The sequence below is a fragment of the Streptomyces sp. S.PB5 genome (assembly GCF_030403745.1).
Lineage (GTDB): Bacteria > Actinomycetota > Actinomycetes > Streptomycetales > Streptomycetaceae > Streptomyces.
Genome location: NZ_JAQMWP010000013.1, coordinates 258,587 through 279,436 on the forward strand (window position 1 = coordinate 258,587; position 20,850 = coordinate 279,436).

The following is a 20,850-nucleotide window of genomic DNA, read 5'->3' on the forward strand; positions in this document are numbered from 1 at the left end:
TTCGTCCCGGGTGGGGGGCTGAGGAAGCGAATTGATCAAGAAGGTGCCGGAGTCGTCAACGGCAGCCGGCCCAGCGCCTGTTCCAGCTCAGCGACGCTTTCCGCCACCGCCGCGGCGCCCGACTCCGTCAGCTGCCGCGCCGACGCGACCCCGTACGAGACGCCGATCGCGGGCATCCCGGCCGCCGCCGCCATCCGTATATCGTCCACGGCGTCGCCGACCATCACGCAGCGCTCCGGCGCGATGTCGAGCAACTGGGCGGCGAGCAGCGCCAGATCGGGGTGCGGCTTGCCGCGCGGGGCCATGCCGTGACAGACGATCGCGTCGAACTCATCGACCAGACCGGCCGGTTGGAGCAGCTCCAGCGCGCTGGGCCGGATCTTGCTGGTGCAGATCGCGGTCCGCAGGCCCGCTTCCCGCAACCGGCCCAGCAGTTCCGGTACGCCGGGGAAGACCAGGTCGGCGGCCTTCGGCACGACCTCGTCCCGGAACAACTCCCTGAACAGCGCCACCGATTCACCCACCTCCGCGTGCTCCTCCGGCAACCCAGTGAGCTCGGCGAACACGGCCACGAGCGGCTTGCCCACCGTGCCCCGCACCCGGTCCTCGGGGACGTCCGGGCGGCCGGTCGACTCCAGCACCCGGTGCAGGACGCCCGCGATGGCGCCCGGGGTGTCCAGCAGGGTGCCGTCGAGGTCGAACAGAACGGCGGCCGGTACGTCGTACGCCGTCATGCGCGCACCCCCGACTCACTCTTGTACGCGGCGAGTTCGGCCGCGAACTGCACGGCGAACTCGCCCGCGAGGGCCGCGGTGGACAGCAGCACCGACCGGTTCGCGGCCGAGGTCCGCCCCTTCGTCGCCCGGGAGATCGCCTTCAGCAGGTACGGCGTGATGGCGGGGCCCGTGACACCGGCGGCCTGGGCCTCGGCGGTGGCGTCCGCGAGGGCGGCCTCGATCTCGGCGGACGGGATGCCGTCCGCCTCGCGGATCGGGTGGGTGAGCAGGGTCGAGGTGGCGTTGCCCGCCCGCCAGTGGGCGAGGGAGACGGCCGCTATCTCGCGCAGGTCGTCGAGCCGGTGCGGGTTGCGCACCCCGCTGCTGACGCTCAGGTAGGCGGGGAAGTCGTCGCAGCGGTAGCCGATCACGGGGATGCCCGCGGTCTCCAGCCACTCCAGCGTCCACGCCGGGTGCAGCATCGACTTGGCGCCCGCGCACACCACGGCGACCTTGCTGCGGGTGAACTGCACCAGGTCGGCGGAGATGTCGAAGGTGAGCGGGGCGTCGCGGTGCACCCCGCCGATGCCCGCGACCGCGAACACCGGGATGCCGGCCAGCTCGGCGGCCACCAGGGAGGAGGAGACGGTCGTGGCGCCCGGGCCGCCGCGGGCCAGAGCGAATGCCATGTCCCGGGTGCTGACCTTGGGCACGTCCGGGGCGGAGGCGAAGAGTTCGAGCTGCTCCTTGGTCATGCCGACCCGGATCTTCCCGTCGAGCATCGCGATCCGGGCGGGGACGGCGCCGGACGCGCGGACCTCCGTGTCGATGTCGAGGGCCAGGTCGAGGTTGGCCGGGTACGGCAGCCCGTGCGGGATGGCGGAGGACTCCAGGGCGACGACCGGACGGCCCTCGTGCAGGGCCTCGCGGACCTCCTCGTCGATGTCGAGGAGGGTGGGGTCGGTGGCGAGTGCGGAAGCGGTGGCGTTCATGAGGGGCGGCTCCTCAGCGATTCAGGGCGGGCGTCGGGGCGGGCGCGGGGGTTGGCATCGGGGTGGGCAGCGGGTCGGCCGCGGATGCCTCGGACGAGAGCGAACCGCCGGAGACGGTCCCCTCTCCCTCCAGGAACCGCGGATGCGCACTGCGCATGGACGCCATCACGAACTCGTACGGCAGGTCGTCGAAGGACCCGTGGTCCTTCAGGAACTCCATCGCGCCGCCGCTGCCGTGCGGGTGGTACAGGCTGTCGGCGGTGCCGTCGAACTCCAGGGCCTGCATGCCGTACAGCCGGCACAGCAGCTTGTTGAAGACGGGGGTGGCCTTCACCCAGCGGCCGTCCAGGTGGATCTGGGTGAGGCCGTGGAAGAAGACGTCGCCGCCGATGTGCTCGATCAGCCGGGGTGAGGCGAGGTGGTTGCGGACATCGCCGTACACCAGCCGGGAGGGGATGCCGAGGGCGCGTACGGCCGCGGCGAACAGGGCCGATTTGTGCAGGCAGAAGCCGGACCTGGTGGTCGCGGTGGTCGACGCCTTCAGGCCCTCGCGGGACAGGTCGGCGCCGTAGACCTCGTAGTGGACGGTGTCGCGGACCGCGTAGTACAGCTTCACGGCGTTGGCGCGGCGGTCGGCCGAGCGGTCCTCGACGACGTCGTCGATGAAGGTCTGGACGGCCTCCGACTCGTAGTCGAGGAACTCGGTCGGGGCGGTGAGCGTGCGGGGTATGTCGGTCATGGACTCGTTCCCTGTTCGAAAGGCCGTGGTCAGAGGCCGAGGAGGCTGGCGATCCGGGTGCGCTGGATCTCACTGGTCCCGGAGTAGATGGTTCCGGCGACGGAGTCGCGCAGCGCGCGCTCGACCCCGTGGGCGGTGAGGACTCCGCGGCCGCCGTGGATACGGACCGCGTCGAGCGCGTTCTGGACGTTCGCCTCCGACACGACGGTCTTGGTGGCGGCGAGATCCACGGCGGCGTCCTGGCCGGACTCCACCTTCACCCCGGTGTCGTGCAGCCACTTCCGGGCGGTCTCGGTGCGGATCTTCATGTCGGCGACCTTGTGGGAGATCGCCTGGTACTTGCCGATCGACTGCCCGAACTGGGTCCGCTCCTTGGCGAATCGGATCGTCTCGGCCAGCCGGCGGGTCATCTCGCCGAGCGTGATCGAGAAGGCGAAGAGCACCTCGCGCTTCATGACGTAATCCAGGACGAGGAACCCCGTCCCCTCCCCGCCGACCCGCTGCGCCACCGGCACCCGCAGCTCCTCGAAGGCGAGGGTGCCGAGGGGGCTGGTGCGCAGGCCGATCTTGTCCAGCGGCGGTCCGGCCTTCAGACCGGGCGTGCCGGCCTCGACCAGGAGGCAGGTCAGCCCGAACGGGCCGGGGGCGCCGGTACGGACGTAGAGGAGGAAGAGGTCGGCGACCGGGGCGTTGGTGATGAACATCTTCGCGCCGTTGACGACGTAGTGGTCGCCCTCGCGTACGGCGGTGGTGGCGATGTTCATCGCGTCGGAGCCGCCGGACTCCTCGGTGATGGCGTGCGCGGTGATCAGATCACCGGAGAGGATCTTGGGAAGGAAACGATCCTTCAGGTCGTCGTCGGCGAACCGCTGGAGCGGTACGCCCACGGACACGATCTGGGTGGAGGCCGAGAAGGACAGGCCGGAGTCACGGGACACCCGGCCCAGTCCTTCCAGGGCCAGCATGGTCTCGGTCAGGGAGCGGCCGTGTCCGCCGTACCGGGGGTCGAAGGGGGTGCGCAGGATCCCGGACTCCTGGACGGCCGACCACTTGTCCCAGGGGAACTCGGCCCCGCTGTCCAGGGTGTCGAGATCTGCGTTGAGCCTCTCGGCCCAGGGGGTCATCAGCTGGAGGATGTCGGACATGGCTCAGCTCCTTGGAACCGTCAGACCGTCAGTACTGGGAGAAGCCGTCCTCGGACAGGGTGTGCCGCTCGTTGCCGACTATCGGCGGGTTGAAGACCGAGACCAGGTGCAGGTCCTCGTAGTCGGAGGCGATGAGGTAGTGCGGGTCGTGCTCGTTCAGGACGTAGATCGTGCCCGGCATGATCTTGTGCCGGGTGCCGTCCTTCTCGACGACCTCGCCCGAGCCGGCGACGCAGAAGCAGGCCTCCAGGTGGTCCCGGTACTGCAGGGCGCTCGTGGTGCCCTGGCGGACCATCGTCACGGCGAAGGCGAAGCCCATGCGGTCGGCCTCGACCAGGAGGCGGTGGCTGGTGCCGTTGCCCCACTCGACGGGGACGACGTCGTCAACGCTGCGAGTGAACATGGAAGGTCTCCTTGGGGAGTTGGTGGGGGGTGGGGGGGTTGGGGTGAGGTTGAGGTGAGGCTGGGGTGGGTCAGGCCACGACGGAGCCGGAGTGCCTGCCGATCAGTTCGGTGATCGCGGCGATGGTGCGGAAGTTCTCCGGCTTGATGTCGATGCCGTCCATCGGCACCTGGTAGGTCGTCGCGATGTGCGAGACCAGCCGGACCAGACCGAGGCTGTCGATGACCCCGGAGGCGGCGATGTCGTAGTCGTCGGTGAGCTCCGAGGCGTCCTCGCCGTCCAGGAACTCGGCGGCGATGAAGGCGCGCAGCTCGTCGGCTGTCTGTTGGGCGGTCATGAGGTGGGAGGTCTCCTTCGTGGGCGACGGATCAGGGGCGGGCGGCCTCCGTCGGGTGAGGGAGGTCGGGCGGAGGGAGGTCGGGGCGTGCAAGGGAGGCCTCTTCCGGGGCGCGGGCGGGACACCGGCCGCGGGCGGGACTCCGGCGCGGACGAGACCCCGACCGCGAACCGGACTCAGGCGCGGACGGAACCCCGACCGCAGACGGAACCCCGGCGCGGACGGCCCCCGGGCCACGGACGAGACTCCGGCCACGGATCGGACTCAGGCCGCGGATCGGACTCAGGCGCGGACGAGACCCCGGCCCTGGATGGGACTCCGGCGCGGCCAAGGCTCAGGCCGTGGACGGGACTCAGGCCGCGGACAGGACTCAGGCCGCCGACGTCTCCTTCAGGCGGTCGGCTCGGATTCGGTTGCGGTCGGGCTTACCCGTGGAGGTGCGGGGCAGGGGCTGGTCGGTGATGTGGACCGAGGAGGGGATGGCGTGCCGGGGCAGCCGGGCGCCGGCGTGGCTGCGCAGGCCGAGTCCGGTCAGCGCGGTGGCGGGGCGCCGGGTCACCGTGGCGTGCAGCCGGACCCCGGCCCGCCCGTCGGGCAGGGCGACCACGACCGCCTCGGCGACATCGGGGTGGGTGGCGATGACGGCCTCCACCTCCTGGAGGTTGGTGCGGATGCCGCGCACCTTGACCTGCCAGTCGGCGCGTCCTTCGAGGTGGACGAGTCCGTCCGCGTCGCGGGTGACGAGGTCGCCGGTGCGGTAGTAGACCCGGCCGTCGATCTCGGTGAACACCCGCTCGTTCAGGGAGGTCTGGAGATAGCCGTCGGTCTGGAACGGCGTCGACACCAGCAACTCGCCGCTGCCCGCGCCTTCTCCGGCCCCGTCGACCAGGGCGTGCACACCCGGCAGCGGGCGCCCGATCGGCAAGCGTTCCCCGGCCCCGGCCCCGGCAGCCGCCTGGTCGCGGGGCACCTCGTGGACGAACGAGTCGTTGGTCTCCGTACACCCGAAGACGTTGTGCAGCCGCGCCTCGGGGAACGCCTCGGACACCGCGGCCAGCAGGTCGGCGGGCATGGCCTCGCCGGTGAAGACGGCCTGCCGGACCGTGGGATACGGTCCGTCGGCGCCCTCGGTGAGCAGCCGGTGCAGCATCGGCACCCCCTGGACGAAGCTCACGCCCCGCCCGAGGACCAGATCCCCCAGCTGACGGGCATCGGCGGCATGCTCCTTGCCGACGAGCACCACTTCGGCGCCGAGCCGCAGGAACGTCCATACGTCCAGCAGCGCGAGGTCGAAGTTGAGCGGGGCGTAGGAGAGGGCGACATCGTTGCCAGTGAGCCGGAAGGCGTCCTCGGCCCAGTCGGCGAACGCGGCGAACCCCTCGACGGGGATGGGCACGATCTTCGGGGTCCCGGTGGACCCGGAGGTGGTGAGCAGCAGCCGGGTGCGGGCCGGGTCGGGGACCGCGAACCCCGCCGCCTCGGCCTCGTCCGCCTCGATCGGCTCGGCCGACAGGAGCCCCTGCTCGTCCGCGCCCAGCAGATGGGAGGCCCGGGCCCGCCGGCTGAGCCGGTCCAGCGCCTCGCCGCCGAGGTCGGGCGACGGGACGAGCGCGACGAGCTCCTGCCGGAACACGGCGAGCAACAGGGCGATGGTCTCGGGGGACTTGTGCGCCGGTACGCACACGGTGGCACCCGGGACGAGCGGCAACCGCTCCAACTGCTCGGCGAACTCCCGTACCAGGCAGTCCAGTTGCTCGTACGTGACGCTTCGGTGGCAGCACGACAGTGCCACCCGGTCGGCGTGTTTTCGTCGGTACCTGCCGACGGTGTCGGCGAGTTGCGGTGAGGGCATGGCCATCACTGTGTGGAGCGGGCCGGGGGTGTCACAAGCAAGGTCCAGGATCCTCATCAGGTCCGGCAAAGTCCGTCAGGTCGCCTCTTGAAGGAGGGGAACGCCAGGCCCCGAACCGGCAGCGCGACAGACTCCCGATGGTGACCGGCCCACCCCCCGGAGCCCGACTCCGGCCCCTTCGACCGGTTCGACCGGCGCTCCGGGACCGCCGGTGGTGGTCCGGCCACCACCCGCCCGCCCGAGAGGGTTCCCTCCGCACCTCCTCCGGGCGGCAGCCCACTCGGCAGTGTGGGACGGGTCAGGAGCCGTCGGACGAAAGGCAGGCGTGACCATGAGCAGAGCCGTCTTCGGCGGGCCCTGGACGGACCCGGGGTGGGCGGCGGTCCACCAACCGGCGGACGTCGTCGCGGAGTTGTCCGCCGCGCTGTTCCCCCGGACGCTGCGCAGGAAGGACCAGCGCTGGTGGGCCGAGCAGTACGTACGCGGACTGCTCGCCGCCGACGGCCGCAAGTCGGTGCGCCGGATCGCCTCCGCCGTCGGCGGCGGGGCCGCCGAGCAGAGCCTGCACCACCTCATCGCCGCCTCCACCTGGTCCTGGTCGCCGATGCGGGAGGCACTGGCTTGCCGGCTCCAGGACGCCATGACCCCGGCCGCCTGGGTGGTCCAGCCGATGGTCATCCCCAAGGTCGGCGAACACTCGGTCGGCGTCGGCCGGCACCTCGTGCCCCACCCGGGCGGCCCGGACAACGGCCAGCAGGCCTTCGGTCTCTGGTTCGCCTCCGAGCAGTCGAGCGCCCCGGTCAACTGGCGGCTGCATCTGCCGGACGGCTGGCTCCACGACCCCGAACGCAGGCGGCGGGCCGACATCCCCGACGGGGCGTGCGAGGAGACGCTGGAGGAGTGCGCGGCGGCGGTCGTACGCTCCACGCTCGACTGGGGGCTGCCGCGCCGCCCGGTGGTGCTGGGGGCGGCGGGCCCGGACCTGGGTGCGACGATCCGGCGCTACCAGGACGCCCAGGTCCCGCTGCTGGTACGGGTGTCCGCGGCCACGGCCGTGACCGTGAGCGAACCGTCGCTGCCCGGCTTCGGCGCGGGGCCGCTGGCGGTGGGCCGGATCGCCGACTCGGTCCGCGCGCTGCGCAGGCCCGTACGCTGGGCCGACCCGCTCAACGGGCCCTCGGTGATCCGGAGTTCACCGGTGGTCGGCGTCCCGGTGACACTCCCCCGGGCCGGTACGGACGACGGCCGGCCCGGACTGCTGCTCGGCGAGTGGACCGACCCGCACCGCCCGCCGACGGAGTTCTGGCTGACCGACCTGGACCGCACCCCGGTACCCATCCTCCTGAGGCTGTCCAAACTGGCCCGCCGGGTGACCCACGACTGCGCCACGACCGGCGAAGAGGTCGGCCTCCGGGACTTCGTCGGCCGCTCCTTCAAGGGCTGGCACCGCCACACCACACTGGCCTCGGTCGCCTATGCGGCACGGTCCCTGTCCGAAGCGGCACAAGGGGAGTTCGACACCTTGGAGGCGAGAAGCGCCTGACCGCCGTACGCCGACGACTACGGCCGTACGACACCCCCGTCGCCGTCCGCCAGCAAGTGCCGTGTCCGATGCAGCCGCAGCGCCAGCTGGACCTCCAGTGCCTGCGCGGGCTCCTGCCAGGCCGGGCCGAGCAGGTCGGTGATCCGTTCCAGCCGTCGCGAGACGGTGTTGGGGTGGACGTGCAGCAGTTCCGCCGCCCGCGTGGGACTGCTGCCGGAGGCGAAGTACGACTCCAGGGTCCGCAGCAGTTCCGTCGACTGCTGGTGGTCGTAGTCGAGGACCGGCCCGATCGCCGAGCCGACGAACCGTGTCACGTCCTGCTTCTCGGACAACAGCAGCCCCAGGAACCCGAGTTCCCGCGGAGACGCCGTGCTGCCGATGCCGTCGAGGACGGTGAGCGCGTCCAGGCAGCGCTGTGCCTCGCGGTAGACGTGGCGGACTTCGTCCGGGGCATGGGCCGGCCCGGCGGCGCCCCCGGTCACGGGGTGGCCGAGCACGACGGACAGCTCCCGCTGCACCGCCCGCGCGGCCCCGGCCGGATCGGCGCCCGGCAGCAGGAGCACGATGTGGCCGCCGTCGACGTACTTGAGCCCGGAGAGCCGGTGCGCGTACGAGGACGCCCAGGCGTTGGCCCGGCTCTGCGAACCGCCCTCGGGGCGGACCACCACGATGACGTGCGGCGCGCCGAGATCGACCGCGAGCCGGCGGCCCCGGGCGGCGAGCTGGCCCGGGGGCAGCTGGGAGACATGCAGCAGGTCGTGCAGCAGCTCGTCCCGGACCTGGCCCTCCGCCACCGCCGTACTGCGCTGCATCAGCAACTGGACGGCGACGGCCTGGGCGACGAGGCCCAGCAGCTGCTCCTGCTCCTCGGACGGGGGCATCCCGCCGCCCAGCACCAGCGTGCCGAGGCTCTCCGCGCCGCCGGTGACCGGGCAGGCCGACAGCACGCCGTCGACGCCGTCGTCGTACCGGACGGGCCCGCCCGCGGCCTGCGAGTCCAGGCAGATCCGGTCGATCACGGTGTCGGCCGGGTCACCGCCCGGCCCGGGATCTACGCGGGTTGCATCACGGCCTGAAAAAACCGCCGGGAAGCCTTCCGTGCTCGCGAGATCCTTGCCGACGGTGTCCCGCACCAGCAGTGCGCCGCCCAGTTCGAGCGCCGCCCGCTCCACCAGCACGGACAGTTCACCGCCGCCGAGCGCCAGATCGATCAGGCCCCGGTGGATGCTGTGCAGCCGGCGCGCGGTGGCGGAGGAGTCCTGCGCCTGCGAGACATCGCCCGCCAGCGCCGCGACCTCGGTCCGGGTCCGCTCCAGCAGCCGGGTCCGTTCGATGGCCACGGCCGCGAGGTCCGCGAGCGAGGTCATCAACGAGATCTCGTTGGGCAGGAAATGGCGGATGTCGCGGTCCGCGACGTACAGCACGCCCAGCGTCGAGTGCTCGTGGCGCAGCGGGACCGCCATGATGGCGCGCAGCCCCTCGGAGCGCACGACATGGTCGATGGCCTCGCTGTGGACGAAGCTGTCGTCGGCCAGATAGTCGGGGGTCCAGAAGGGCGCGGACCGCTGCTGCGCCTGCCGGCCGACCCCGCCGCCGATCGGCACCCGGAACCCGACGGTGATCGCCGACGCATGGCCGTCCGCGGCCCGGACGTGGGACGCCCCGTCGTCGCCGTGCAGGCTCACCCACGACATGTCCAGGCCCATCAGCAGCCGGGCCCGGCGGGTGATCACCGTCAGCAGGGTGTCCAGGTTGTACGGATGGGTCAGGTCGCGGGCCGTGTCGACCAGCGCGGACAGCCCGGCCTCGCGCTGCTGGCGGCGGGCGAACAGCTGCCGGACCTCAAGCGAGCGGTTCTTGGCCGCGACGACCTGGGCCAGCGCGTCCTCGCCTGCGCCGTCCGCGGCCGCCTGCCGGACCAGCTCCTCGAAGTGCTCGGCGGGCGCCTCCTTGGCCAGCAGTTCGAGCATGGCCAGGGCATACCTGTCGAGCGGTTCTCCACCGGTCGGCACCTGCGGCTCCCCCCGAGCAAGTGTGCAAGTTCGATGAAAAGCTAATTCAAAATCTTCTCGATGGTCAACGAATTCCTGCTACAGAGCCGTTAAAAGGCCAGTTCACGACCCTTGACTGTGGCGCGGACACCTACTAGGCGAGCAAGCGCTGTCGTCGGACCACCTTCCGCCACACCCTCACCGGCCGTCACGCTCAGCCCAACGGGCATCGCACAGTGCGACGCCTCAGAGCCGTTCGGAACAGGTGGGGACCCATGCCGTACACATCTCAGGTGCAGGACTACCGGCGCTCGCTGGAGCGCAGCCGCCAGTCCCTCAGCCGCGCGGACCGCCCCGACGTCTTCCCCCTGGCGGGACGCCGATGGGATCTCCTCGACGAGGTGTTCGCACCGGTGTACTCGCCCTCGACCGGCATCGCCCTGGACTTCCTCGGCCTCACCGGCCCGGTCGACGACCGCGCGCACCGCGGCTCGTTCCTGGAGATCGGCTGCGGCACCGGCGTCATCGCGGTGACCGCCGCCCTCGCCGGCCACGGCCCGGTCGTCGCCTCGGACATCAACCCGCGAGCCGCGGAGAACGCGGCCGTCAACGCCCGCCGCCACGGTATGAGCGACCGGGTCAGAGCCGTGCACAGCGACCTGTTCGCCGCCCTCGGCGACGACGAGCGCTTCGACACCGTCTTCTGGAGCTCCAACTACGTCCTGGGCCCCGACCACTACCAGTACGAGTCCGACCACGAGCGCGCCTACGTCGACGCCGGCTACCGGGCCCACCGCCGCTACCTGGAGCAGGCCCCGCACCGCACCACCCCCGGCGGACGGGCCCTGCTGCACTTCAGCAGCCGCGGCGACCACCCGCTCCTGACCCGCCTCGCCGCCGAGACCCACCGCGAACTGCGGCTCGTGGACAGCCGCACGGTCCGCGAGGGCGAGTACGGCGACGACCTCGTCGAGCATCTGCTCCTGCAGATCGTGGCCATCGGCTGACCTGCCCGTCCGTACGCCGTCCGTACGAGGAGAGACCCGAGGAGAGACCGGACCTCCATGCGCACACTGCTCGTCGACAACTACGACTCGTTCACCTACAACCTCGTGCACCAGATCGCCCGCGTCACCGGCGAGGAGCCGACGGTCGTCCGCAACGACGACCCGCACTGGCACCCCGCGAAGCTGGCGGACTTCGACCGCGTCGTCATCTCGCCCGGACCGGGGACCCCCGAGCGCGCCGAGGACTTCGGCATCTGCCGGGAGATCATCGCGAGCACGGCACTGCCCCTGCTCGGCATCTGTCTCGGCCACCAGGGCATCGGGCTGGCACACGGCGCACACGTCGGACGTGCCCCGCGGCCCCGGCACGGGCAGACCTCGCCGGTCCTGCACGAGGGCAACGGCCTGTTCGCGGGGCTCCCTTCGCCGTTCGAGGCGGTGCGCTACCACTCGCTCGCGGTGACGGACCTGCCCGAGGAGCTGGAGGTCACCGCGTGGACGCCGGACGGGGTGGTCATGGGCCTCAGGCACCGGACGCGACCGCAGTGGGGCGTGCAGTTCCATCCCGAGTCGATCTGCTCGGAGTACGGCGACGAACTGCTGGCCAACTTCTTCGGTCCGGTCGCGGCGGGAGCGGGGCGCGATCGCGAGACGGTACGGACGGCGCAGACGGTACAGCCGGCACACCTTCGGTCGGCCGCCCCCCGGTCCCTGCGCGTCCTCACCGCCCAACTGCCCACCCCCTGCGACGAGGAGACCCTCCACGAGCGGCTCTTCACCGGCGCCGACCACGCGTTCTGGCTGGACAGCAGCCGGCGCGGCACCCAGGGCCGCTTCTCGGTCATGGGCGACGCCTCCGGCCCCCTCGCCCGGGTGGCGACCGCCGACGTCGCCACCAACACGGTGACCGTCCGGTCGGCCGGCACCGAGGAGACCGTCGAAGGCCCGTTCCTGGACTGGCTCGACCAGGACCTCGCCTCACTCGACGTCGAAGTCCCCCCGCTGCCCTGCGACTTCGCCCTCGGCTGGACGGGTTACCTCGGCTACGGCCTCAAGGCGGAGTGCGGCGCGCCCCTCGGCCCGCGCACCGAAGAACCCGACGCCGTCATGGTCTTCGCGGACCGGGCCCTCGTCCTCGACCACGAGACGGGTACGACGCATCTGCTGGCGCTGGCGGAGACCGGCGCGACGCAGGCCGCCCGGGACTGGCTCGCCGCCACCACCCGCCGCCTCTCCACCCTCACCGGCACCCTCCCGCCCCCCGAACCCCCCACCACCCTGGGCGAGATACGCCTCCGCCACGACCGCCCCGCCTATCTCCGCCTGATAGACCGCTGCCAGGAAGAGATCGCCGCAGGCGAGAGCTACGAGATCTGCCTCACCAACATGGCCGAGGCCGAAGGCGAGTTGGACCCCTGGCAGGCCTACCGCCACCTCCGCCGCAGCAGCCCCGCCCCCTTCGGCGCCCTCCTCCGCTTCGGCGAACTGTCGGTCCTGTCCACCTCCCCCGAGCGCTTCCTGCGCATCTCCGCCGACGGAGTGGCCGAGTCCAAGCCCATCAAGGGCACCCGCCCCCGCGGCGCCACCCCCGCCGAGGACGCCGCCCTCGCCGCCGACCTGCGCACCCATGAGAAGGACCGCGCGGAGAACCTGATGATCGTCGACCTGGTCCGCAACGACCTCGGCCGCTGCGCCGAACCCGGCACCGTGCGCGCCGACCCGGTCTTCGCCGTCGAGAGCTACGCCACCGTCCACCAGCTCGTCAGCACGGTGACCGCCCGACTGCGCGCCGACAGCAGCCCGGTGCGGTGTCTGCGCTCGGCGTTCCCGCCCGGCTCGATGACCGGCGCGCCCAAACTCCGCACCATGGAGATCATCGACCACCTGGAGGACGGCCCGCGCGGAATCTACTCCGGCGCCATCGGCTACCTCTCCCTCACCGGCGCCGCGGACTTCAGCGTCGTCATCCGCACCGCCGTGGTCACCCCCGGCCAGCTGCGCTACGGCGTCGGCGGCGCGATCGTCGCCCTCTCCGACCCGTCGGCCGAGTTCGAGGAGACCATCGTCAAGGCGGCCCCGCTGCTGGCACTGACCGGCACGAAGTTCCAGGAAGCAACGCTCACTCGTCAGAACGCCTGAGCAGGAGCGCCCCCGAAGGGGCGCGGGGAACTGCGCGACCAGCCACAACGGCGCCGCAGCCAACAGACAACCCAACCCGCCTCACCCAGCGGAGCGCCTAGCGGGCCCGGCTCCAAGACACGGACCGGGCCCGCAACAGCTCCGCCCCGACCGCCTCGACATCCACGCCCCGCTCGGCCAGCAACCGAAGCGCCTGCACGGACTGCTCGTGCCGCCCGAGCAGGGTGTCGCCCTCCAGACCGTGCCCGCGGGCCGCCGCCTCCACCGTCTCCGCGCTCAGCACATGCCCGGTGTTCCAGCTGACCAGGGACCGCACCTGCTCGGGCCGCAACCCCGACCACAGCAGCATCAGCGGCCGGGCGCCGGACTCCCGCAGGCTCAGCCACCGCTTGCTGGCCAGCGCCGTCTCCCGTGTCCGGTACAGCAGCCGCGCGGTGGCCAGTCCCGCCGTGTCCCGCAGCTCACCCGCCGCGCCGTCGTCGCCGAGCCGGTCGAGGCGGGCGTTCACCGCGGCGTCCAGCGCCCCCAGATCACAGGAGGTGGCCGCCCCGGGAGCCGCGAGATCGACCCCGCGCGCCCGGGCCCGTTCCAGGCCGGCGCACTGGGCATCCAGTACGGCACGGTACTGCCGCACCGAGAACACCGAGGTCGCCTCGATGCCGATGCCCTCCGCGAGGCAGCGCTCGACAGCGGTGAGCCCGGCCGGCGTCGCCGGAACACCCACCAGCAGATTCGGCCGGTCGACGCCGCTGTGCAGCATCCGCGCCGCCGCCACCCAGGCCGCAGGATCGTCGGCCCCGTCGAAGGCGGCCGCGCCGAACGCCACGAACCCACCACAAGACCGCAGTTCGTCACAGGCCGCCCGCACCACGCCGACCGGCGTCCCGGCCGCCATCCGTACACCCCGGAACCCGCACGACAGGGCCTCGGGCACGGCCGGCTGCTCCCCCGGTCGCGCCGCCCACCAGGGCGAGACTCCTTCGGCAGCGAGCTCGTCCAAGAGCCGCATGGCTTCCGTCGTCATCACCCTTCGACGCTACGCCGAACACCGGGCACGGATGATGGCGCGGCCCAGAGGTTGTCAGGTCTCCACGGACTCCGTCAGATGCACCGGGTGCAGGCAGACGCGCCGGGTTCAGGCCACGACCTCCCCCAGCACCCGGGCCGCCCGCTCCACATCACGGAACCCGACGTACAGGGGCGTGAACCCGAACCGCAGCACATCCGGATGCCGGAAGTCCCCGACCACACCCCGCTCGATGAGCCGCTTCATCACATCCCCGGCGTCATCACACCGCAGCGCGACCTGGCTCCCCCGCTCGGCATGCGCCAGGGGGGTCACACACTCGACGCGCCCCTCGTCGACGTACGCGGAGACACACTCCAGGAAGAAGTCCGTCAACGCGAGCGACTTGGCCCGCACCGCCTCGATGGAGACGCCGTCCCACACCTCGAGTGCCGCCTCCAGGGCGAGCATCGAGAGAATGTCCGGCGTACCGACCCGCCCCCGCAGCGCCCCCGGCGCCGCCTCGAAGTCGGGCCGCATCCCGAAGGGCTCCACATGCGAGTTCCACCCGGGCAGCGGCGAGTCGAAACGGTCCTGGAGCCCGGACCGCACATAGAGGTACGCCGGTGAACCGGGCCCGCCGTTGAGGTACTTGTAGGTGCAGCCGACCGCGAGGTCGACCCCGTGCTCGTCCAGCCCGACCGGCATCGCGCCCGCGCTGTGGCACAGGTCCCAGACGACGTACGCCCCCACCGCGTGCACGGCGGCGGTCAGTCCGGGCAGATCGTGCAACCGCCCCGACCGGTAGTCGACGTGGTTCAGCAGCACGGCCGCCGTACGCTCGCCCAGCACTCCCGGCACCTCGGCCGGTGTGACGGGCCGCAGGGTGCACCCGGTCATCCGGGCGGCGGACTCGGCGATGTACCCGTCGGTCGGGAAGGTGGTGGCGTCGACGACGATCTCGTCCCGCCCGGGACCGGCCATCCGCACGGCCGCCACAAGTGCCTTGAACACATTGACACTTGTGGAGTCCCCGACCACGATCTGCCCGGCCGCGGCCCCCACCAGCGGGGCGATAAGATCACCGATCCGCTCGGGCGCGGTCCACCAGCCGCTCTCGTCCCAGGACCGGATGCGCAACTCGCCCCACTGCCGCCGCACGACGTCCTCGACGCGCCCGGGGACGGAGGCGGGCAGCGCACCCAGCGAGTTCCCGTCCAGGTAAACAACGTCATCGAGCAGGAACTGCGAGCGGAGACCGGCGAGTTGATCGCCCGCGTCCAACTCCCTTGCCTTGAAGTCGAGTTCAGACATGGGACCGCGCCGTCCACAGCTCGGGGAAGACGTTCTTCTGCGCCCGCTTCTCCAGCCAGGCCACCCCGGCCGAACCACCGGTACCGGCCTTGGCCCCCATGGCCCGCCGGGTGGCGACGAGATGATCGTTCCGCCATCGCCACACCAGCTCGGCGACATCGGTCAACGCCTCACCGAGCCGGGCGACCTCATCACCGGCGTCACCGGAGTAGACGGCCGTCCAGGCGGCCTCGACCTCGGCCGACGGCACATACCGCTGCGCGACGTCACGGCTCAGCACCGTCTGCGGGATCGCGTGCCCGCGCCGCGCCATCAGCCGCAGCACCTCGTCGTACAGGCTCGGTTCGTGCAGCGCCTTCTCCAGCTCGGCGTGCACACGCGGCGCCCCGCGGTGGGGCACGAGCATGGACGCGGACTTCTCACCCAGCAGGAACTCCATCCGCCGGTACATCGCGGACTGGAAGCCGGACCCCTCACCGAGGGCGGCACGGTACGAGTTGAACTGGGCCGGCGTGAGCTGCCCGAGCGGCTTCCAGGAGGCGTTGAGGGCCTCCAGCTCCCGTACGGAACGCTTGAGCGCATCGATGGCGACCGGCACGTCATCGGAGCGGAGCGCCCGCGCGGCGGTCTCCCACTCATGGACGATGACGGTGAACCACAGCTCCATCACCTGGGTCGTGACCAGGAAGACCATCTCTCCGGGATCGTCGGAGAGGGTGCTCTGGAGGTGGGTGAGCACGTCCGCCTTGACGTAGTCCTCGTACGGCGTCGTGCCTTCGAAGTCGAGATGCGGAGTCGACGGCTCTTCGATCTCGTGAGCCTCGTGGGACATCGCTGTCTCCTGCTATTACTCCGGGTAGCGGTCCGCCCCTGCCGTTACCGACACGGGGGCCCCGGTCCCCACCCGAATCCTCAGGGTTCACCCCCGAGAAGTGCAAGGCCCGACTGGATCACAGCCGGGCCTTGGACAGGTCCCAGGACTAGCCGAGCGTCTGCGCCGCCGTGGGCGAGGAGTCCTTCAGGAACTGCGAGCAGCGCTCGTACTCCTCCTGCTCCCCGATCGCACCGGCGGCACGGGCGAGCGCGTGCAGCGCCCGCAGGAACCCACGGTTCGGCTCGTGCTCCCAGGGCACGGGCCCGTGCCCCTTCCACCCGTTGCGCCGCAGCGCGTCAAGGCCGCGGTGGTACCCCGTACGGGCATAGGCGTACGACTCCACCACACTGCCCCGCTCGAACGCCTCGTCGGCCAGCTGGGCCCAGGCCAGCGAGGACGTCGGATACTTCGCGGCGACATCCGCAGGCGCCGTACCGCTCGCCAGCAGCTCCCGCGGCTCCGGATCATCGGGCAGCTGAGTCGGGGGCGGTCCCCCGAGAAGGTTCTCGTGAATCGACATGCCTCCAGTCTCCTCCATCCGGCCCCCCACAGAAGCTGCGGGCATCAGTGCGTCCCCCGCCGCACAAGCTGCGGGCAATCGTGCCGCCTAGGGCGGCACGGGTGGGCGCTGGGGGTCCCCCCTCTGGGGGAGGCACCCCGCCAGCGCGGGCAAGCGCCCCCCCCCACGGCAACCCCCACCCCGGGGACGCTCAGGCCAGCTTCCCCCGCGACCGCTGCCCCTCCAGCGGCGGCGCCACGACCGACCCATGGTGCAGACACTCCGGCCGCGTACAGTCCGGCGGCAACCGCCGCACCGTAGCGAAGGCCACCCCCGCCCCCAGCACCAGCAGCCCCGCACACACCACCATCGCCCGCCCGAACGCATCATCGAAGGCCCCCGGCGTCCGGTACGCCTCCTCCCCCATCCCCGCGATCAGCGGCAGCGCGGCCACCGAGATCAGCCCCGCCGCCCGGGCCGCCGCGTTGTTGATGCCGCTGGCCAGACCTGCCCGCGCCACGTCCACCGAGGCCAGGACGGTCGCCGTCAGCGGGGCGACCAGGGTGACCATGCCGAGACCGAGGACGAGCAGAGCCGGTACGACGTCCGCGAGGTACGACGCGTCGGGCCCCACCCGCAGCATCAGCAGCATCCCCGCCGCGCACAGCAGCGGGCCGACCGTGAGCGGGATGCGCGGGCCGATCCGGTCCGCCAGCTCACCCGAGCGGGCCGAGAGCAGCAGCATGATCGCGGTCGTCGGCAGCAGCGCCGTACCGGCACCGAGGGCGGAGTAGCCCGCCACGACCTGGAGCTGCAGCGCCCCCAGGAAGAAGAACCCGCTGAAGGCCGCGTACACGCACAGCGTCACCAGGTTGACCGCCGTGAACTGTCTCGACGCGAAGATCCCGAGCGGCATCATCGGATCCGGCCGCCGCTTCTCGACGTACACGAAGGAGACCCCGACGGCCACACCGAGCACCGCGGTGATCCAGTCCTCCTCGATCAGCGCGTACGTGACGAGTGCGAGCGCGGCCGCGCCCAGGAAGGCGCCCAGCACGTCGAAGCTCGTGTGCCGGCGTCCGTCCCCGGACTCCGGGACGTGCCGTACGGCGATCGGGGCGCAGACCAGGGCCAGCGGCACGTTCAGCAGGAACACCCAGCGCCAGCCGGGCCCGTCCACCAGCCAGCCGCCCAGGAAGGGACCGACGGCGGCCCCGATCCCGCCGAAGCCGGACCACAGCCCGACCGCCTTGCCCCGGTCGTCGGGATGGAAGGAGGCCTGGATGAGGGCGAGCGACCCGGGGGTGAGCAGCGCGCCGCCGACTCCCTGAAGGGCCCGGGCGGCGATGAGGACCTCGGCGTTCGGCGCGAGCCCGCACAACAGGGAGGCGGCGGCGAACCACACCACCCCCACCACGAAGACCTTGCGCCGCCCGTACCGGTCCCCGAGCGATCCGCCGAGCAGGATCAGCCCGGCCAGGGTCAGCATGTAGGCGTTGACGGTCCACTGGAGCGCGGCGAGGTCCGCGTCCAGATCCCGGCCGATCCGCGGCAGCGCCACGTTGACGACGGTCGAGTCCAGCATCGCCATGCTGGAGCCGAGCACGGTGGTCAGCAGGATCCACTTGCCTTGCGGTGAGGACAGCCGGACGTCGGACATGCACCACATATACAGCGAGCCCGGTGCCGTAGCACCGGGCTCGCAGAAGTACCTCGGGTTACTTCAGCTTCGTACCCGTGGAACGCAGGTTGGCGCAGGCCTCCGTGACGCGCGCGGCCATGCTCGCCTCGGCCAGCTTGCCCCAGGTGCGCGGGTCGTAGGTCTTCTTGGAGCCGACCTCGCCGTCGACCTTCAGGACACCGTCGTAGTTGCGGAACATGTGGTCCGCGACCGGGCGGGTGAAGGCGTACTGGGTGTCGGTGTCGATGTTCATCTTGACGACGCCGTTGTCCAGCGCGGTGGCGATCTCCGCCTCCGTGGAGCCGGAACCGCCGTGGAAGACGAAGTCGAACGGCGACGCCTTGCCGTACTTGGCGGCCACGCCCTCGTTGAGCTCCTTCAGCAGCTCGGGACGGAGGACGACGTTGCCCGGCTTGTACACACCGTGGACGTTGCCGAAGGACGCGGCCAGCAGGTAGCGCCCCTTCTCGCCGAGACCGAGGGCCTCGACGGTGCGGATCGCGTCGTCGACGGTGGTGTAGAGGGAGTCGTTGATCTCGTGGGAGACGCCGTCCTCCTCGCCACCGGTCGGGGTGATCTCGACCTCAAGGATGATCTTCGCGGCGCGGGCGCGCTCGAGGAGCTCCTGCGCGATGGAGAGGTTGTCGGCCAGGGTCTCGGCCGAGCCGTCCCACATGTGCGACTGGAAGAGCGGGTTCTCACCCCGGGCGACGCGCTCCTCGGAGACGGCCAGCAGCGGCCGTACGTACCCGTCGAGCTTGTCCTTCGGGCAGTGGTCCGTGTGCAGCGCGACGGTGATGTCGTACTTCTTGGCCACGATGTGCGCGAACTCGGCCAGCGCCACCGCACCGGTGACCATGTCCTTGTTGTGCTGACCGCCCAGGAACTCGGCGCCGCCGGTCGAGATCTGGATGATGCCGTCGCTCTCGGCCTCGGCGAAGCCGCGCAGTGCCGCGTGCAGGGTCTGCGTCGAGGTGACGTTGATGGCCGGGTAGGCGAACTTGCCCGCCTTGGCCCGGTCGAGCATCTCGTTGTAGACCTCGGGAGTTGCGATGGGCATCTGACCGCTCCTTGATTGTGCGGGTTGGCGTGTTCCTTACGGCCCTGACCTAGGGGGCGACGTCATCGTCGGCCCCATCTTTCCAGACGAACCGGGATGCTCCGAGCGGCCGTAAGTCCCTGCTCTCAATCCAGCCCGAGCTCGTCCTTGGAGTACGCGAACCGATAGGGAACCCCCGCGCCCTCCTCGATCTTCTCGGCGGCGCCGGTGGCGCGGTCCACGATCGTGGCCACGGCGACGACCTCCGCGCCCGCCTCCCGCACGGCCTCGACCGCGGTGAGCGGGGAGCCGCCGGTGGTGGAGGTGTCCTCGACGACGAGGACGCGGCGGCCGGCGATGTCCGGACCCTCGACCCGCCGCTGCAGACCATGGGCCTTGGCCGCCTTGCGCACGACGAAGGCGTCGACCTTCTTCCCGCGCGCGGCGGCCGCGTGCAGCATGGCGGCGGCGACCGGGTCGGCGCCCATCGTCAGCCCGCCCACCGCGTCGAAGTCGAGGTCGGCGGTCAGGTCCAGGAGCACCTGGCCGACCAGTGGGGCGGCCTCTCCGTCGAGGGTGATGCGCCGCAGGTCGACGTAGTAGTCGGCCTCCAGACCCGAGGAGAGGGTCACCTTGCCGTGCACCACGGCCTTGTCCTTGATCTGCTGCAGCAGCGCGCCGCGTACGTCGTCCGTCATACCGCTCAGCTTAGAGGCGCCGCCAGCTCCAGACGGTCTCGGCTTCCAGCGGCTCCAGGGGCGTGACCAGGCGAGGGAGGGTGTTCAGACCGTTGGGCGGCCCGGTCTGCGGCTCCACGCACACGGCCTCGGCCTGCTCGTCGTAGATCACGACCCACTCCTCGCGCGAGGCGACGGTGAGCTCCAGCTGCCCCGGCCAGGTGAGCTTCACATCCACCCCGCCGGGCATCCCGAAGCAGTCGTCCCACGGCCCGGGCTTCGGGTCGGTCCGCTTGCCGGTGGGCAGATGGTCCTCCCCCCGCTCCTCCTGCCAGGCGGCGGAGAAGTCGAGCCGCACGTCTTCCCCTCCCAGGTTCCGGTTGAACCACGGGTGCCAGCCGATCTGGGCCGGGAAGGAGGAGTCGTACGTCTCCACGGCCATGGTGAGCGTGAGGGCGTCCGGGGTCAGGGCGACCTGCTGGGTGACCCGGCCCGAGTAGGGCCACGGTTCGACCAGGTCGTACGTGATGACCGCCTCGTCCGGCGCCGTGCGCGCGATGCGCCAGGCGCCGTCGCGGGCGGTGCCGTGGATGGCGTGGGGCGGGGAGTTGAGCGGCAGCTGGTGCACGGTGGTCCCGTCCCGGAACCGGCCGTCCCTGGTCCGGCCGCACCACGGCACCATCGGGAAGCAGCCGAAGCGCTCGCCCTGCCGCAGCAGTTCGGTACCGCCGACGCGCAGCCCGCCGATCCGCCCGCCGTTGCCCGGCAGCACCGTCGCCTCCGCGTCGCCCGCGGTCAGCGTGATGGGTTCGTTACTCACGGGACGACCCTACTGGGGCGATCAAGCGGTTGCTCCGGGCCACCCCTTTTCTCTTCCGCTCTCCTCTCCCCCTCTT

General features: G+C 71.5%; 19 protein-coding genes. 3 read left to right on the forward strand and 16 right to left on the reverse strand.

Features of this window, described 5'->3' with window-relative positions; translation table 11 throughout:
* Positions 1–35 precede the first annotated feature (35 nt).
* The 7 genes from PH203_RS31920 to PH203_RS31950 all read right to left on the reverse strand — a co-directional run bounded on the left by PH203_RS31920 (position 36) and on the right by PH203_RS31950 (position 6,184).
* Positions 36–734 carry an HAD family hydrolase gene (locus tag PH203_RS31920; protein WP_289924350.1) on the reverse strand — a complete coding sequence of 233 codons (699 nt, stop codon included), beginning with the start codon at positions 732–734 and terminating at the stop codon, positions 36–38.
* Complete coding sequence (locus PH203_RS31925) at positions 731–1,708, reverse strand: pseudouridine-5'-phosphate glycosidase (RefSeq protein WP_289924351.1); 978 nt, start codon at positions 1,706–1,708, stop codon at positions 731–733. Before PH203_RS31925 ends, PH203_RS31920 begins: the two co-directional genes overlap by 4 nt.
* 13 nt (positions 1,709–1,721) lie before the next feature.
* Entirely contained in the window at positions 1,722–2,447 is a 726-nt protein-coding gene (locus PH203_RS31930) for a transglutaminase-like domain-containing protein (RefSeq protein WP_289924352.1), read from the reverse strand.
* Between the two features lie 29 nt (positions 2,448–2,476).
* Complete coding sequence (locus PH203_RS31935; protein WP_289924353.1) at positions 2,477–3,592, reverse strand: acyl-CoA dehydrogenase family protein; 1,116 nt, start codon at positions 3,590–3,592, stop codon at positions 2,477–2,479.
* A 28-nt stretch (positions 3,593–3,620) separates the two neighbouring features.
* Complete coding sequence (locus tag PH203_RS31940; protein WP_289924354.1) at positions 3,621–3,995, reverse strand: ectoine synthase; 375 nt, start codon at positions 3,993–3,995, stop codon at positions 3,621–3,623.
* A 70-nt stretch (positions 3,996–4,065) separates the two neighbouring features.
* Entirely contained in the window at positions 4,066–4,332 is a 267-nt protein-coding gene (locus tag PH203_RS31945) for a phosphopantetheine-binding protein (protein WP_289924355.1), read from the reverse strand.
* A gap of 370 nt (positions 4,333–4,702) precedes the next feature.
* Positions 4,703–6,184 carry an AMP-binding protein gene (locus tag PH203_RS31950; RefSeq protein WP_289924357.1) on the reverse strand — a complete coding sequence of 494 codons (1,482 nt, stop codon included), beginning with the start codon at positions 6,182–6,184 and terminating at the stop codon, positions 4,703–4,705.
* Positions 6,185–6,515: 331 nt separating this feature from the next.
* On the opposite strand from PH203_RS31950, the gene PH203_RS31955 reads away from it, so the two are divergent.
* Positions 6,516–7,727: a transposase gene (locus PH203_RS31955; protein WP_289924359.1), complete on the forward strand. Its 1,212-nt coding sequence runs from the start codon at positions 6,516–6,518 to the stop codon at positions 7,725–7,727.
* A gap of 17 nt (positions 7,728–7,744) precedes the next feature.
* Here the strand turns inward: PH203_RS31955 and PH203_RS31960 are convergent, their stop codons facing one another.
* Positions 7,745–9,739: a GAF domain-containing protein gene (locus tag PH203_RS31960; protein ID WP_354671284.1), complete on the reverse strand. Its 1,995-nt coding sequence runs from the start codon at positions 9,737–9,739 to the stop codon at positions 7,745–7,747.
* A gap of 254 nt (positions 9,740–9,993) precedes the next feature.
* Here PH203_RS31960 and PH203_RS31965 point away from each other — a divergent pair, with 254 nt between their 5' ends.
* Positions 9,994–10,725, forward strand: coding sequence for a methyltransferase domain-containing protein (locus PH203_RS31965; RefSeq protein ID WP_289924360.1), 732 nt, complete (start codon positions 9,994–9,996; stop codon positions 10,723–10,725).
* Positions 10,726–10,782: 57 nt separating this feature from the next.
* On the forward strand, positions 10,783–12,864 hold the full coding sequence (gene pabB, locus PH203_RS31970; RefSeq protein WP_289924361.1) for an aminodeoxychorismate synthase component I: 2,082 nt from the start codon (positions 10,783–10,785) through the stop codon (positions 12,862–12,864).
* Between the two features lie 97 nt (positions 12,865–12,961).
* Here the strand turns inward: pabB and PH203_RS31975 are convergent, their stop codons facing one another.
* From PH203_RS31975 to PH203_RS32010, 8 genes are all read right to left on the reverse strand, one after another.
* Positions 12,962–13,888, reverse strand: coding sequence for a transaldolase family protein (locus tag PH203_RS31975; RefSeq protein ID WP_289924362.1), 927 nt, complete (start codon positions 13,886–13,888; stop codon positions 12,962–12,964).
* A 111-nt stretch (positions 13,889–13,999) separates the two neighbouring features.
* Complete coding sequence (gene kynU / locus PH203_RS31980) at positions 14,000–15,184, reverse strand: kynureninase (RefSeq protein ID WP_289924363.1); 1,185 nt, start codon at positions 15,182–15,184, stop codon at positions 14,000–14,002.
* On the reverse strand, positions 15,177–16,016 hold the full coding sequence (locus tag PH203_RS31985) for a tryptophan 2,3-dioxygenase family protein (RefSeq protein ID WP_289924364.1): 840 nt from the start codon (positions 16,014–16,016) through the stop codon (positions 15,177–15,179). The genes kynU and PH203_RS31985 overlap by 8 nt, the downstream gene beginning before the upstream one ends.
* A gap of 148 nt (positions 16,017–16,164) precedes the next feature.
* Entirely contained in the window at positions 16,165–16,578 is a 414-nt protein-coding gene (locus PH203_RS31990) for a DUF3151 domain-containing protein (RefSeq protein ID WP_289924366.1), read from the reverse strand.
* Positions 16,579–16,768: 190 nt separating this feature from the next.
* Positions 16,769–18,217, reverse strand: a complete 1,449-nt coding sequence (locus PH203_RS31995; protein WP_289924367.1) for an MFS transporter — start codon at positions 18,215–18,217, stop codon at positions 16,769–16,771.
* Between the two features lie 58 nt (positions 18,218–18,275).
* Positions 18,276–19,298 carry a class II fructose-bisphosphate aldolase gene (gene fbaA, locus PH203_RS32000; protein WP_289924368.1) on the reverse strand — a complete coding sequence of 341 codons (1,023 nt, stop codon included), beginning with the start codon at positions 19,296–19,298 and terminating at the stop codon, positions 18,276–18,278.
* A gap of 125 nt (positions 19,299–19,423) precedes the next feature.
* Positions 19,424–19,975 carry an orotate phosphoribosyltransferase gene (pyrE, locus tag PH203_RS32005; protein WP_289924369.1) on the reverse strand — a complete coding sequence of 184 codons (552 nt, stop codon included), beginning with the start codon at positions 19,973–19,975 and terminating at the stop codon, positions 19,424–19,426.
* A 10-nt stretch (positions 19,976–19,985) separates the two neighbouring features.
* A complete protein-coding gene (locus PH203_RS32010) occupies positions 19,986–20,774 on the reverse strand; it encodes an aldose 1-epimerase (RefSeq protein WP_289924371.1) in 789 nt (262 codons plus the stop codon).
* Positions 20,775–20,850 lie beyond the last annotated feature (76 nt).